This window comes from Streptomyces sp. CB01635 (assembly GCF_002803065.1).
In the GTDB taxonomy this organism is placed as follows: Bacteria; Actinomycetota; Actinomycetes; order Streptomycetales; family Streptomycetaceae; genus Streptomyces.
Genome location: NZ_NNBL01000003.1, coordinates 557,922 through 571,460, shown reverse-complemented (window position 1 = coordinate 571,460; position 13,539 = coordinate 557,922). Strand labels below are relative to the sequence as shown.

Sequence of the window (13,539 nt, the reverse complement as noted above, 5' to 3'; positions counted from 1 at the left end):
GATCAACTCTTATTGCGAACGAGTCGCAATAATGCCATCTCGTCAAGGGAAGGTAAAACCCGGTGTCAGGCCCGGCGTCGGACCCGGCGTCAGGCCCGATGTCATGTCTGGCATCGGACCCGGTGTCAGGGCGCGCGGAGGTCGACCAGTTCGGCCAGCTCCTCCCGGTGCCTGCCCGCGGAACCCAGGGCGATCGAGTCGGCCTTGGCCCGCTTGAGGTAGAGGTGGACGGGGTGCTCCCAGGTCATGCCGATGCCGCCGTGCAGCTGGAGCGCCTCCTCCGCCGCATGGACGGCCGCGGGTCCCGCGTACGCCTGGGCGACGGCCACCGCGACATCGGCGTCGTCGCTCCCGGCGGCGAGGGTGTCCGCCGCGCTGCGGGCCGCGGCGCGGACGCCGACGACCTCCAGCCACACCTGGGCGAGCCGGTGCTTGAGCGCCTGGAAGGACCCGACGGGCCGGTTGAACTGGTGGCGCTCGCGCGTGTAGCGGACCGTTTCGGTCAAGCACCAGTCGGCCAGGCCGAGTTGCTCGGAGGCGAGGAGTCCCGCCCCGGCCCGCAGCGCGCGGCGGACGGCCGGGACGGCGTTGTCGGTCAGCACGCGCGCGTGCGCACCGGCGAAGGTCACCGTGGCGACGGGCCGGGTGGGGTCGAGCGACGTCCGCGCCTCGACGGTGACGCCGTCGTCGGTGACATCGACCGCGTACAGGCCGCTGCTCGTCGGTACGAGGAGCACATCGGCCGCCGCCGCGTCTGCGACGCCGGTGACCTGCCCCTCCAGCCGGCCACCCTCCTCGCGTACGCCGCTGAAGGCCTGGCCGGGCGCGGCCGACAGGGGCACGGCGAGCACGCCCACCGTGCGGCCCGACGCGAGCGCGCCGAGCAGCGCGGAGGCCTCGTCGCCCGCGCAGTCGAGGAGCGCCTCGGTCGCGACGACGGCGCTGGTGAGATAGGGAACGGGGGCGACGGAGCGCCCCAACTCCTCAAGCACCACGGCAACTTCGCGGTGCGTCGCGCCCTGGCCGCCGAGCTCCTCGGGGATCAGCAGGCCCGCGAGCCCCATGCCCTCGGCGAGGGACTTCCACAGCGCGCGGTCGTGCGGCTCGTCCGTCTCGACGCGGGCGAGCACCGACACGGCGTCGCAGTGGGCGGCGAGGAGGCCGCGCACGGCGGACCGCAGCGCCTCTTCCTCCTCCGTGTACAGCAGATCGCTCATCGCGCGAGGTCCTTCCAGGCGACGTCCTTGTCGGTGCGCGGCTCGGACGGCAGTCCGAGGACGCGTTCGGCGACGATGTTGAGCAGGACCTCGCTCGTCCCGCCCTCGATGCTGTTGCCCTTCGCGCGCAGATAGCGGTATCCGGCGTCCCGGGCCAGGAAATCGACGACGGCCGGCCGGCGCATGGTCCAGTCGTCGTACAACAGGCCCTCATCGCCGAGGAGTTCGATCTCCAGGCCGCTGATCTCCTGGTTGAGCCGGGCGAAGCCGAGCTTCATGCCGGAGCCCTCGGGGCCCGGCTGGCCCGCGACCAGCTGCTGGCGCAGGCGCTCGCCGGTGAGACGGGCGACCTCGGCCTCGACCCACAGCTTCAGGAGCCGCTGGTGCAGGTCGTGGGTGCGCAGCTCGGGGCGTTCGCGCCAGGTCTTCGCGACCGCGGAGATCATGCCGCCCTCGCGCGGAATGCGGGAGCCGCCGATCGACACACGCTCGTTCATGAGCGTGGTCTGCGCGACCTTCCAGCCGTCGCCGATCTCGCCGAGCCGGTGCGTGTCCGGGATACGGACATCGGTGAGGAACACCTCGTTGAACTCGGCCTCGCCGGTGATCTGCCGCAGCGGCCGCACCTCGACACCCGGGTCGGTCATGTCACAGATGAAGTACGTGATGCCGCGGTGCTTGGGCACGTCCGGGTCGGTCCGGGCGATGAGGATGGCCCAGCGGGCGGTGTGGGCGCCGGACGTCCACACCTTCTGGCCGTTGATCACCCAGTCGCCGGTGGCCTCGTCGCGCACGGCGCGGGTGCCGAGGGCCGCGAGGTCGGAGCCCGCGCCGGGCTCGCTGAACAACTGGCACCACACCTCCTCGCCGATCCACAACGGGCGCAGGAAGCGCTGCTTCTGCTCGTCGGTGCCGAAGCCGAGCACCGTCGGGGCGGCCATGCCGAGGCCGATGCCGATGCGGCGCGGATCGTTGTCCGGGGCGTCCGCCGCGGCGAGTTCGGCGTCCACGACGGCCTGGAGCGAGCGCGGCAGACCCAGCCCGCCGAGGCCCTGCGGGTAGTGCACCCACGCGAGCCCGGCGTCGAAGCGGGCCTTCAGGAAGTCGGTACGGTCCGTGGTCGCGGGCGGATACGCGGCCAGCAACTCCTGGGTGCGGCTGCGCAGTTCGGCGGCGTCGGTCATGCGCCCGCCCCCTCGTGGCCGGGCACCACGGCGACACGGCCGGTGGTGACGCCGTCGGCGACGCGCTGCACGGCAGCCGCCGCGCCGCCCAGCGGCACGCGCTCACTGATCAGCGGCTTGATCGCGCCGCGCGCCGCGAGCTCGGTGAGCTGCTCGTGGCAGTGCGCGACCAGCTTCGGGTCCTTGGTGTTGTACAGGCCCCAGTGCAGGCCGAGGATCGCGTAGTTCTTCACCAGGGCGTGGTTCAGGGCAGGGCTCGGGATCGTGCCGCTCGCGAATCCGACGACGACAATCCGGCCCTCGAAGGCGACGACCTTCGTGGACTGCGTGTACGCCTCGCCGCCGACCGGGTCGTAGATGACGTCGGCGCCCCGGCCGCCGGTGGCCTCCTTCACGGCGGCGATGACGTCCTGCGCTCGGCGGTCGATGACGACGTCGCAGCCGAGATCGCGGGCCACCTTCACCTTCTCCTCGCCGCCGACGACGCCGATGACGGTGGCGCCGGCCGCCTTGCCGAGCTGGACGGCGGCGCTGCCGACGCCGCCGGCCGCCGCGTGCACGAGGAGGGTCTCGCCGGCCTGGAGGTGCGCCCTGCGGTGCAGGCCGAACCAGCCGGCCTGGTAGCCGATGTGCAGGGCCGCGGCCTCGGCGTCGTCGAGCGCGTCGGGCGCGGGCAGCAGGGCGGCGGCGTCCGCCACGGCGTACTCGGCGAAGCCGCCGTGCGGCAGCGCGGGGTTGGCCAGCACGCGCCGGCCGTCCTCCGTCTCGCCGCAGATCTCCACGCCGGGCGTGAACGGCATCGGCGGCCGCACCTGGTACTGGCCGCGGCACATCAGCGCGTCGGGGAAGTTGATGTTCGCCGCGCGCACCCTGAGCAGGACCTGGCCGTCGCCGGGGACGGGCCGCTCGACGTCGGCGAGCTCCATCACCTCGCTCGGCTCGCCGTTCCGGTGCACTTGCCATGCCTGCATGCGGGGCCTCCACGGGACTTCTTCGTCTTACCGGGCTCGCTAGCATACTAAGCGGTCGCTTGGAGATCTGGGAACAGGCCGGCGACCCTTTTTCGCGCACGCCGTCGCGGGCCTGTCCCAGACGATGTCGCAGGCATGGAGCTTTCGGCGTCCACGCGATATCGATGCGACATGACGGACTCGACCGGCCCCGCCCGCACGACGACACCACAGGGGCTCCCCACCCCTCCCCCGGCCGGCACGACAGCGCTCCCCCCGGGAACGTACCGGGGAAGCCTGGTCCTCGTCACCGGTGGCGGGACCGGGCTCGGGAAGGCCGTCGCCGCCGAGTTCGCGCGGCTCGGCGCCGACGTGATGATCGTGAGCCGCCGGGCCGCGCACCTGGAGCCCGCACTGGAGGAACTGGGGCGCGTGAGCCGCGACGGCGGCACCGTGACGGCCGCGGTCTGCGACATCAGGGACCCGGACCGCATCGCCGAGGTCTTCGACACGGCGGAGGCGGCGCACGGGCGCACCCCGGACGTGCTCGTCAACAACGCGGCCGCCAACTTCCCCGTACCCGCCGAGGACATGAGCCCGAACGCCTGGCGCACCGTCGTCGACATCACCCTCAACGGCACCTTCTACATGACCCGCGAGTTCGGCCGCAGACACCTCGCGGCGGGCACGCCGGGCTCGGTGATCGCCGTAGGCGCCTCGTACGCGTGGACGGGCGGCCCCGGCTTCGCCCACAGCGCGGCGGCCAAGGCGGGCGTGAAGAACCTGGTGGAGACGCTGGCCGTGGAGTGGGGCCCGTACGGGATCCAGGTCAACGGCCTCGTGCCGGGGCTCATGCCGCACGAGGACATGACGGGGGACATCCGCGCCAACCTCGAGAGGGGCGGCCCGGAAGGGGGCCTGGGAGGGGGCGCCGATCACGACGCCCGGCAGCCCGCCCTGCGCGTCGGCGCACCCCGCGAACTGGGCTGGGCCGCCACCTTCCTCGCCTCCCCCTACGCCCGCTTCATCAGCGGTCACACACTTGTCGTGGACGGGGCGAACTGGCAGCGTCGGGGACTGGTGAGCCCGCCTGTGGTGACCGTGCGGGAACAGATGGGGAGGGGGCCGTTCCGGTAAGGACCGTCCCGGGAGGGACCGTGACAGGCGGCCCTCAAGCTCTACTTCCCGTCGAACCGGGGCTCGCGCCGCTCCGCCTTCGCCGTGTACCCCTCCCTGATGTCCTCCGACGTGAGCGTGAGCGCCGCGCTCATCGCCACTCGGTCGAGCGCGGCCCCCATACCCGCGTCCGCGAAGGCGTCGATGTCACGCTTGACGGACTGCACGGCGAGCGGCGCGTTCGCCGCGATTTCCGCGGCGACCGAGTGCGCGGCCTCTTCCAGCTCGGCTGCCCCGGTGACCTGTTGGACGAGGTTCAGCCGGTGTGCCGTCGCCGCGTCGATGCGGCGGCCCGTCAGGGCGAGGAACTTGGCCCACCCCGAGCCCGCCTCGCGCGCGATCCGCAGATCGCCGCCCGCGTCGACGGCGACCCCGAGCTGCGCCTCCGGCAGGGCGAACACCGCGTCGTCGGCCGCGATCCGCACATCGGCCATCAGCGCCAGCTCGAAGCCGACGCCGAGGCAGTAGCCCTGTACGGCCGCGACGACGGGCTGTGGCAGGCCGGCGAACGCGCGGAACCGTTCATGGACCCAGCGGATGCCCTCGTAGTAGTTGCGCGTCCGCTCGGACCCGGAGCGCCCGGTGATCCCGCCGCCGGGCGCCCTGATGTCGATGCCCGCGCAGAAGGCCCGCCCCTCGGCCCGCAGCAGCACCACCCGGATCGTGTCGTCGAAGCGGATCCGGTCGGCTAACAGCCCGAGTTGGCGGCTCGACTCCCAGCTCCAGGCGTTCAGCTTGTCCGGCCGGCACAGGGTGAGGACGCCTATGCCGCCCTCCTCGACGCGCAGCCGGAGCCGCCGTTCGCCGTCGCCCTCGCCTTCGTCGGGAAGTTCGTTGCTCGTCGTGTCGATCATCCCGCCACCACCCCGCCTCCCTGACACACCATCAGAAGACGCAGGGTAGGTGACGGGTCCTACCGACTGAAGAGTTCGAACGGCACGGCCGGTGTGCCGCCGAAGCGCTCCGCGACGGCCTGGACGTTGCCGGTGAGGAACGAGCGGCAGTAGGTCTCGGGGTCCTCGTCCGTCAACACCTCGATGTACGTGCGGTGTTCGAGCAGTGAGTGCACGGCCCGTTCGATACCGGGCGTCGCGTCGACCGCGTGCGTGGGCGACGACGAGCCCGCGACGGCGACCCAGCGCACGCCGTTCCACGGCTCGAGGCCCTGCTCGATCAGCTCGGGGAAGATCCAGCGGTTGCCCGCGTCCGCCGCCGCGTCGAGGGTGGCGCGGCCGACGGCGACATGGTCGGGGGTGTTCCAGGCGACGCCGCCCCAGGTGTCGCGGTGGTTGAGCGTGATGACGAGTTCGGGCCGGTGCCTGCGGATCGCGGCGGCGATGTCGCGGCGCAGCACCGTCCCGTACTCGACGACGCCGTCCTTGTGGTCGAGGAACTCGACGGTGTCCACGCCGACGACGGCGGCGCTCGCGCGCTGCTCCTGTTCGCGCAGGGGTGCGCACTTGGCGGGCTCGAGGGTGTCGATGCCGGCCTCTCCGCGGGTGGCGAGGACGTACGCGACCTCGCGTCCGCCGTCGGTCCAGGCGGCGATCGCCGCGGAGCAGCCGTATTCGAGGTCGTCCGGGTGCGCCACGACGGCGAGGGCGCGCTGCCAGTCCTCGGGCATGGGCTGCAGCTGGTCGCGGGCAGCGTTCTGGATCTTCGGCTCGGTCATGGCCGCACCCTAATGCGGTGCCGTCCGCGATGCGGAGGCTTTCGCGGGCGGGGAAAGCCGTCGCGCCTCCCCCGCCGGCGTGTGTCAGATGTCGCCGAGCACCATGGCCAGCAGCCGGTCGAGGACGCGCGGCGCACCGGCCCGCAGTCCGTCGTGCTCGAACTCGTCGGTGACCCATGTGCGCAGGCCCTTGATGGTGCGTGCCGTGCGCAGGGCGTGGTCCGTGTCGACGTACATGTCGTCGTGGTAGACGGCGGCGACGGCCGGCACCTCGTTGGCGGCCAGGCGCGCGGGGTCGTAGAGCGGGGCCCAGTCGGTGCGGGCGGCGAGGAGTTCGGCGGTCTCGCGCAGGGGGCGCAGGGCCGGGTCGCAGTCGAACATCCACGGGTGCACGGACTCGCCCGTGAAGAGCAGGGGCCCGTCACCGGCGAGCGTCTTCCCGGCGTCGAACTGGGAGAACTCACCGCGTACCCGCTCGGCCGACCAGTTCGTGGGCCGGGCGTCCTGCCCGTAGATGGCCTCGTGCACGAGCGCGTACAGCGGATGTCCGGCGTAGGAGAGCGTGGCCTGTACGTCCTCCTGGAAGGCGTCGGACAGTTCGACGCCGCCGGGCGTGCGGACGAAGGCGTCCTCGAGGAGGTAGTGCAGGCGGTCGCTGCCGCCGGTCCCGCCGAGCAGGATGCCGAGGGACTGGAACGCCTCGACGGTCAGCTTGTAGCCGCCGTTCAGTACGGGCTCGTGCTCGGCGAGGTACTCGGCGATGCGGCGGGCGCGTTCGACGTCCTGCGGGTAGCGCGCGTAGTGGGCGGCGACCTTGCGTTCGATGCGCGGGTACGCGGCGCGGTAGACGTCGTCCGCGTGACCGTCGAGCGTGGGCAGCCCGCCGGTGATGACGGCGGCGGTGAGGCCCTCGGGGGCCGTCGACAGATAGTGGGTGGCGCAGAACCCGCCGAAGCTCTGGCCGAGGACCGTCCAGGGGGAGCCGCCGGTCACCTCGCTGCGGATCACCTCGCAGTCGCGGACGATCGAGTCGGCGCGGAAGTGCGCGAGGTAGTCGGCCTGTTCGCGCGGGCCGCCGCGCAGCGGGAGCGTCTGCCGGTTGGCCGGGGTGGAGCTGCCGGTGCCGCGCTGGTCGAGGAGGAGCACCCGATGGTCCTGGAGCGCCGTGCCGAGCCAGGCCTGCTTGCCGGAGAAGCGGTTCGCGCCGAATCCGGGGCCACCCTGGAGGTAGAGGAGCCACGGGAGATTCGCGTGTTCCTTGCCGATGGCCACCGCCTCCCGGGCGAACAGCTCGATGCTCTCGCCCTCGGGGTGGTCGTGGTCGAGCGGCACGGTGAAGCGGCGGTCGGTGAGGACGACACCGGGCTGGCGGTATGTGGCGGTCGTCAAGGAGGCTCCTGGGCGGCGTTCGGAATGCGATGTGCAGTGTCCGCTCAGTTCAGCACATGTCAGCGCGAGCCCAGACTCGACCCCCGTACGACCAGCTCGGGCTGGAGGACGACCCTGCGGTGGCGGTGGGGCTCGCCGCTCGCGGGTTCCGTCTCCTCCAGGAGGAGTTCGGCTGCCATCGCTCCCATGGTGACGGCGGGCTGGCGTACGGAGGTCAGGGGCACCGTGGCGGCCGAGGCGAATTCGATGTCGTCGTAGCCGACGATCGCGATGTCCTCGGGGACCCGTACACCGGCCGCGTACATCGCCTGGAGGACACCGAGGGCGAGCAGGTCGTTGGCGCAGAACGCGGCGGTGGGGCGATCGGCGAGGCCGAGCAGGCGGGCCCCGGCGTCGCGTCCCGCCCCGACGTCGAGCCGCTCCGTGGGCAGTTCGCGCAGCGCTCCGGCCGGGAGGCCCGCCTCGGCCAGGGCCTGGAGGGCGCCGGTGCGGCGGTCCTTGACCTGGTTGAGAGCGGGCGGTCCGCTGACGTAGGCGATGCTGCGGTGTCCGGCGTCGACAAGGTGGCGCACGGCGAGCGCGCCGCCGGTGACGTCGTCCACGGACACGGAGCACTCCGAGGTGCCCTCGGCGACGCGGTCGACGAGCACGAACGGGATGCCGTGCCGGCGGAAGCTCTCGATGTTGCGGCCGCTCGCCTCGGCCGGGGTGAGGAGCACGCCCCGCACGCGCTGCTCGGCGAACAGGGAGAGGTACTCGGCCTCCTCGGAGGGGTTCTGCGCGCTGTTGCACACCATGACGCCGAGCCCCGCGTCGCGCGCGGCACGCTCGGCGCCGCGCGCGACGTCCACGAAGAACGGGTTGCCCATGTCGAGGACGAGCAGCCCCATGATGCGGCTGCGGCCGGCGCGCAGTTGGCGCGCCGACTCACTGCGTACGTAGCCGAGCCGGTCGATGGCGGACAGCACCCGGGCCCTGGTGTCGGAAGCGACGGAGTCCGGGCGGTTGATGACGTTCGAGACCGTGCCGACGGAGACTCCGGCGGCGCGGGCGACGTCCTTGATACCCACCGACTGGGCCATCGGGCGGGGACCTCCATGGGGCGATGAGCGACGGGAATGGTTCAGATTACCCGTGAATGCGCTGGTGGCGGTGGGGACGGGGGACTCGGAGGACGGCGCCCTCAGAAGTGGTAGTCGTCGATGTTCTTCCGGTCGAAGACGGTGGGCTTGCCGAGGTCGATCACACCGTCCTTGCCGATGGTGAAGGTGCCCATGCCGCCGGCCTTGAAGGTCTCGCCCTCCTTGCCGGTGATCTGCCCGGAGGACAGCGCGACGGCGGTGCGGGCGGCGAGCTCGCCGAGCTTGGCCGGGTCCCACAGCTCGAAGCCCTCGACGGTGCCGTTCTTGACGTACTTGCGCATGTCGTTGGGGGTGCCGAGGCCGGTCAGGGCGACCTTGCCCTTGTACTTGGAGCCGGACAGGTACTGGGCGGCGGCCTTGATGCCGACGGTGGTCGGGGAGATGATCCCGGCGAGCTTGGGGTGTTCCTGGAGGAGGCCCTGGGTCTGCTGGAAGGACTGCTGGGCGTCGTCGTTGCCGTACGCGACCTTCACCAGCTTCATGTCCTTGTACTTGGGCTTCTTCAGCTCGTCCTTCATGAAGTCGATCCAGGTGTTCTGGTTCGTCGCGGTCTGCGCGGCGGACAGGATCGCGATGTCGCCCTTGTAGCCGATCTGTTCACCCAGGAGCTGGACCTGGGTGCGGCCGAGCGCCTCGGCGCTGGCCTGCGAGACGAACGCGTTACGGCACTCGGGCTTGGTGTCCGAGTCGTACGTGACGACCTTGATCCCGTTCTTCATGGCCTGCTTGAGGGCGGTGCACAGGGCGCCGGGGTCCTGCGCCGAGACGGCCATGGCGTCGACCTGCTGCTGGGTGAGCGTGTTGACGTAACTGACCTGCCCGCTGGTGTCGGTGGCGCTGTTGGGGCCGGTCTCCTTGTACGTCGAGCCGAGCTCGGTGACGGCCTTCTCGCCGCCCTTGTCGGCGGTCGTGAAGTACGGGTTGTTGACCTGCTTGGGCAGGAAGGCGACCTTCAGGCCCTTCTTGGTCGCGGCTCCCGGGTCGGCCTTGGCGTGGGAGGACGTCCCGGCGTCGTCGTCCTTCGCCGAGTCCTTGGTGGTGCCGCCGCACGCGGTGGCGGCGAGCGCGAGCGAGGTGACGGCGGCGAGCGCGAGGCAGGCTCGGCGGAGTGCGGGTGCGGGTGCGGGTGCGGACATCGTGGGCCCCTTTCGGGCGGTGCGTGAGGTCAGTGCGAGGGGGTGGTGGCCTGGCGGCCCGCTCGGGCGGTCGCGAGCTGCCGGGCGACGCGGGGTCCGAGCACGGAGACGACGAGCAGGACGCCGGTGACGACGATCTGCGACTGGGCGGAGACGTTGAGCAGGCTCATCGCGTTCTGGAGGGCGCCGAGCAGGAACACTCCGGCGATCGCGCCGCCGAGTGTGCCCTTGCCTCCGTCGAAGTCGATGCCGCCGAGCAGCACGGCGGCGACGACGGACAGTTCGAGCCCGGTGGCGTTGTCGTAGCGGGCGCTGGCGTAGTGCAGGGCCCAGAACACGCCGGTCAGGGAGGCCATGAGGCCGGTGGCGACGAACAGCCACAGCTTGTGGCGCCGGACGCGGATACCGGCGAAGCGCGCCGCCTCCTCGTTGGCACCGATCGCGAAGAGGGAGCGGCCGAACGGCGTCGCGTGCAGGATGACGACCGCGATGGCGAGCAGCGCGAGGAAGGGCAGGAACGCGTACGGCAGGAAGGTGTCGCCGATGCGTCCCGCCGCGAAGTCCAGGTACTGCGAGGGGAAGTCGGTGACCGCGTCCGAGCCGAGGATGATCTGGGCGATGCCGCGGTAGGCGGCCATGGTGCCGATGGTGACGGCGAGGGAGGGCAGCCCGAGGCGGGTCACCAGGAGGCCGTTGACGAGCCCGCAGACGATGCCGAGGACGAGGCACAGCGGGATGATCGTCTCGATGGCCGTTCCCGCGTTCCACAGGGAGCCCATCACGGCCCCGGACAGGCCGGCCGTCGAGGCGACGGAGAGGTCGATCTCGCCTGCGACCACCAGGAGGGTCATCGGGAGCGCGATCAGCGCGATGGGCAGGGTGTTGCCGAGCAGGAACGACAGGTTGAGCGCGTTGCCGAAGCCGTCGACGAAGGAGAACGACGCCAGGAGCAGCACCACCAGGAGTGCGCCCACCACGGTGTCCCACCGGACGGCGCGGGCGAGGGGGAGATCAGCCATGGCGGCTACTCCTTCTATTGAATGCAGCCCTCTTCTTCAGTGCCTTGGCGACGCGCAGGGCGACGACCCGGTCGACGGCGATGGCGAGGACCAGCAGGACGCCGTTGATCGCGAGCACCCACACCGAGCTGACGCCCAGGGCGGGCAGCACGCTGTTGACGGACGTCAGCAGGAGCGCGCCGAGGGCCGCGCCGTAGACGCTGCCGGAGCCGCCGGTGAAGGCGACGCCGCCGACCACGACGGCGCTGACGACGGTGAGTTCGTAGCCGTTGCCGGTGGCGGAGTCGACGTTGCCGAAGCGGGCGAGGTACAGGGCGCCCGCGAGCCCGGCGAGCGCCCCGCACGCGGTGTACGCGGCGAGGATCCGGCGGCGCACGGGGATGCCCGCGAGGCGCGCGGCCTCCGGGTTGGAGCCGAGCGCGTACAGCTCGCGCCCGCCGCCGAAGTGCCGCAGGTAGTACGCCACCGCGATCAGGACGGCGAGGGCGATCAGCGCGAGATACGGCACCGCGGAGATGCCGCCGGAGCCGAAGTCGACGTATCCGCCCGGCAGATCGGACGCCGTGATCTGCCGCGAGCCGACCCAGATGGAGTCGATGCCGCGGATGACGTAGAGCGTGCCGAGGGTGACGACGAGGGCCGGTACCTGGCCGAGGCTGACGAGGGCACCGTTGAGGAGCCCGCAGCCGACGCCCAGGGCGACGGCGAGCGTGATCGCGACGACGGAGTTGCCGCCGCCGTGGAGGTAGTCACCGGCGGCGAAGGCGCTGATGCCGAGGGTCGAGCCGACGGACAGGTCGACGTTCCGCGTGATGACGACCAGCGCCTGCCCGGTGGCGACGAGGACGAGGATGGTGGCGTTGAGGAGCAGGTCCTTGATGCCCTGCTCCGAGAGGAACTCGCTGTTGCCGGCCTGGGTGACGCCGATCATCACCAGGAAGACCAGCAGGATGGCGAGTTCACGCATCTTGAAGACCCGGTCGACGAGACGGGTACCGCCGGCCTTGTCGGGATCGACAGCGGGCGCGGGCGGCTGCGCGGTGACGGTCATGGGGTCCTCCTTCCGGGGTTCGCTTCGCTCGGGCCACGCATCACGCCGCCCTCCCCGTCGCCGCCGCCATCACGGACTCCTCCGTCGCCTCGGTACGCGGGATCTCCGCCGTGAGGCGGCCCTCGTGCATGACGAGTACGCGGTCGGCCATGCCGAGGATCTCCGGCAGGTCGGACGAGATCATCAGCACCGCGACGCCGTCGGCGGCGAGTCCGGACAGCAGCCGGTGCACCTCGGCCTTGGTGCCGACGTCGATGCCGCGCGTCGGCTCGTCGACGATCAGCACACGGGGGCCGGTGGCGAGCCACTTGGCGAGGACGACCTTCTGCTGGTTGCCACCGGACAGCGTGCCGACCGCGTCGGCGATCCGCGCGTACTTGACCTGGAGCTTCATGGCCCAGTCCAGTGAGCGGCTGCGCTCGGCCCCACGGTCCATGAGTCCGGCCCGCGCGGTCGTGCGCAACCCCGTGAGCCCGATGTTGCGTTCGATCGACATGCCCATCACGAGGCCCTGGGCGCGCCGGTCCTCGGGCACGAGGGCCAGTCCGGCGGCCATCGCGGTGCTCGGGGCGCCGTTGACGAGCGCGCGGCCGTCGACCTCGACGGTGCCCGCGTCCCGGCGGTCGATGCCGAACACCGCCCGGGCGACCTCGCTGCGACCGGCGCCGACGAGCCCCGCGAGGCCGACGATCTCGCCGCGCCGCACGTCGAACGACACGTCGGTGAAGACGCCTTCGCGGGTGAGGCGGCGCACGCTCAGGGCGACCGCGCCGATGTCGGTTGCCTGCTTGGGGTAGAGCTCGTCGAGGTCGCGGCCGACCATGCGGCGTACGAGGTCGTCCTCGGTCAGCCCCTCGACGGGTTCGCTCGCGATCAGGGTCCCGTCGCGCAGCGTCGTGACGCGCTGGCAGAGCCCGAAGATCTCCTCCAGGCGGTGGGAGATGAAGAGGATGGCGGAGCCCTGTTCGCGCAGGGTGCGCACCACGGCGAAGAGGCGCGCCACTTCGCTGCCGGTGAGCGCGGCGGTCGGCTCGTCCATGATCAGGACCCGGGCGTCGAAGGAGAGCGCCTTTGCTATCTCGACGATCTGCTGGTCGGCGATGGACAGGCCGCGCGCGGGCTGCTCGGGGTCGAGGTCGACGCCGAGGCGCGCGAAGAGCGCGGCGGCCGCGGCGTTGACCGCCTTGTGATCGATCCGGCCGAGGGAGCGGCGGGGCTGGCGCCCCATGAAGATGTTCTCGGCGACGGAGAGGTCCGGAAAGAGCGTGGGCTCCTGGTAGATGACCGCGATCCCGGCGTCGCGGGCGTCGGCGGGTCCGTGCAGGGTGACGGGCTCGCCGTCGATGAGCACGGTGCCGGCGTCGGGCCGGTGGACCCCGGCGAGCGTCTTGATGAGGGTGGACTTCCCCGCGCCGTTCTCTCCGGCGAGGGCGTGTGCCTCTCCGGCGTGGAGCTGCAGGGACACGCCGTGGAGGGCGCGCACGGCACCGAAGGACTTGTCGAGTCCCTCTACGGCCAGGACGGGGGGCTCTCTCATGGGAATGGCACCGATCGGGTCTGAAGAGCTGACTATGAAAGGTTTCAAACAGATTGCACGGAAGCT

General features: G+C 71.7%; 12 protein-coding genes. 1 reads left to right on the top strand and 11 read right to left on the bottom strand.

Going from position 1 to position 13,539, the window contains the following annotated elements:
* Positions 1–125: 125 nt before the first annotated feature.
* The 3 genes from CG723_RS10740 to CG723_RS10730 are packed head-to-tail and all read right to left on the bottom strand — an operon-like array spanning position 126 to position 3,372.
* A complete protein-coding gene (locus CG723_RS10740) occupies positions 126–1,217 on the bottom strand; it encodes an acyl-CoA dehydrogenase family protein (protein ID WP_100593051.1) in 1,092 nt (363 codons plus the stop codon).
* Positions 1,214–2,401, bottom strand: a complete 1,188-nt coding sequence (locus CG723_RS10735) for an acyl-CoA dehydrogenase family protein (protein ID WP_100593050.1) — start codon at positions 2,399–2,401, stop codon at positions 1,214–1,216. The genes CG723_RS10740 and CG723_RS10735 overlap by 4 nt, the downstream gene beginning before the upstream one ends.
* The gene (locus CG723_RS10730; RefSeq protein ID WP_100593049.1) at positions 2,398–3,372 is read right to left on the bottom strand and encodes an NADPH:quinone oxidoreductase family protein; all 975 of its coding nucleotides are present in this window, start codon (positions 3,370–3,372) and stop codon (positions 2,398–2,400) included. The genes CG723_RS10735 and CG723_RS10730 overlap by 4 nt, the downstream gene beginning before the upstream one ends.
* A gap of 171 nt (positions 3,373–3,543) precedes the next feature.
* Between CG723_RS10730 and CG723_RS10725 the strand changes: the two genes are divergently transcribed.
* Positions 3,544–4,488: an SDR family oxidoreductase gene (locus CG723_RS10725; protein WP_100593048.1), complete on the top strand. Its 945-nt coding sequence runs from the start codon at positions 3,544–3,546 to the stop codon at positions 4,486–4,488.
* A 41-nt stretch (positions 4,489–4,529) separates the two neighbouring features.
* On the opposite strand, the gene CG723_RS10720 is transcribed toward CG723_RS10725, so the two are convergent.
* The 8 genes from CG723_RS10720 to CG723_RS10685 all read right to left on the bottom strand — a co-directional run bounded on the left by CG723_RS10720 (position 4,530) and on the right by CG723_RS10685 (position 13,473).
* Positions 4,530–5,381: an enoyl-CoA hydratase/isomerase family protein gene (locus tag CG723_RS10720; RefSeq protein WP_100593047.1), complete on the bottom strand. Its 852-nt coding sequence runs from the start codon at positions 5,379–5,381 to the stop codon at positions 4,530–4,532.
* 59 nt (positions 5,382–5,440) lie between these two features.
* Positions 5,441–6,199, bottom strand: coding sequence for a PIG-L deacetylase family protein (locus CG723_RS10715; protein ID WP_100593046.1), 759 nt, complete (start codon positions 6,197–6,199; stop codon positions 5,441–5,443).
* A gap of 84 nt (positions 6,200–6,283) precedes the next feature.
* The gene (locus CG723_RS10710; protein ID WP_100593045.1) at positions 6,284–7,588 is read right to left on the bottom strand and encodes an alpha/beta fold hydrolase; all 1,305 of its coding nucleotides are present in this window, start codon (positions 7,586–7,588) and stop codon (positions 6,284–6,286) included.
* Between the two features lie 59 nt (positions 7,589–7,647).
* Entirely contained in the window at positions 7,648–8,670 is a 1,023-nt protein-coding gene (locus CG723_RS10705; protein WP_100593044.1) for a LacI family DNA-binding transcriptional regulator, read from the bottom strand.
* A gap of 101 nt (positions 8,671–8,771) precedes the next feature.
* Complete coding sequence (rhaS, locus tag CG723_RS10700; protein ID WP_100593043.1) at positions 8,772–9,866, bottom strand: rhamnose ABC transporter substrate-binding protein; 1,095 nt, start codon at positions 9,864–9,866, stop codon at positions 8,772–8,774.
* A gap of 29 nt (positions 9,867–9,895) precedes the next feature.
* Complete coding sequence (locus tag CG723_RS10695; RefSeq protein WP_100593042.1) at positions 9,896–10,885, bottom strand: ABC transporter permease; 990 nt, start codon at positions 10,883–10,885, stop codon at positions 9,896–9,898.
* A complete protein-coding gene (locus CG723_RS10690; protein WP_100593041.1) occupies positions 10,878–11,936 on the bottom strand; it encodes an ABC transporter permease in 1,059 nt (352 codons plus the stop codon). Before CG723_RS10690 ends, CG723_RS10695 begins: the two co-directional genes overlap by 8 nt.
* 40 nt (positions 11,937–11,976) lie before the next feature.
* Positions 11,977–13,473 (bottom strand): sugar ABC transporter ATP-binding protein, encoded by a 1,497-nt coding sequence (locus tag CG723_RS10685; RefSeq protein ID WP_100593040.1) that lies wholly within the window; start codon positions 13,471–13,473, stop codon positions 11,977–11,979.
* Between the last annotated feature and the right edge of the window lie 66 nt (positions 13,474–13,539).

Excerpts from the sequence above, each read along its gene's own strand:
- CG723_RS10685 (WP_100593040.1), bottom strand. The coding sequence starts at position 13,473 with ATGAGAGAGCCCCCCGTCCTGGCCGTAGAGGGACTCGACAAGTCCTTC.
- rhaS (WP_100593043.1), bottom strand. The coding sequence starts at position 9,866 with ATGTCCGCACCCGCACCCGCACCCGCACTCCGCCGAGCCTGCCTCGCG.
- CG723_RS10720 (WP_100593047.1), bottom strand. The coding sequence starts at position 5,381 with ATGATCGACACGACGAGCAACGAACTTCCCGACGAAGGCGAGGGCGAC.
- CG723_RS10690 (WP_100593041.1), bottom strand. The coding sequence starts at position 11,936 with ATGACCGTCACCGCGCAGCCGCCCGCGCCCGCTGTCGATCCCGACAAG.
- CG723_RS10740 (WP_100593051.1), bottom strand. The coding sequence starts at position 1,217 with ATGAGCGATCTGCTGTACACGGAGGAGGAAGAGGCGCTGCGGTCCGCC.
- CG723_RS10730 (WP_100593049.1), bottom strand. The coding sequence starts at position 3,372 with ATGCAGGCATGGCAAGTGCACCGGAACGGCGAGCCGAGCGAGGTGATG.
- CG723_RS10695 (WP_100593042.1), bottom strand. The coding sequence starts at position 10,885 with ATGGCTGATCTCCCCCTCGCCCGCGCCGTCCGGTGGGACACCGTGGTG.
- CG723_RS10725 (WP_100593048.1), top strand. The coding sequence starts at position 3,544 with ATGACGGACTCGACCGGCCCCGCCCGCACGACGACACCACAGGGGCTC.
- CG723_RS10735 (WP_100593050.1), bottom strand. The coding sequence starts at position 2,401 with ATGACCGACGCCGCCGAACTGCGCAGCCGCACCCAGGAGTTGCTGGCC.
- CG723_RS10715 (WP_100593046.1), bottom strand. The coding sequence starts at position 6,199 with ATGACCGAGCCGAAGATCCAGAACGCTGCCCGCGACCAGCTGCAGCCC.
- CG723_RS10705 (WP_100593044.1), bottom strand. The coding sequence starts at position 8,670 with ATGGCCCAGTCGGTGGGTATCAAGGACGTCGCCCGCGCCGCCGGAGTC.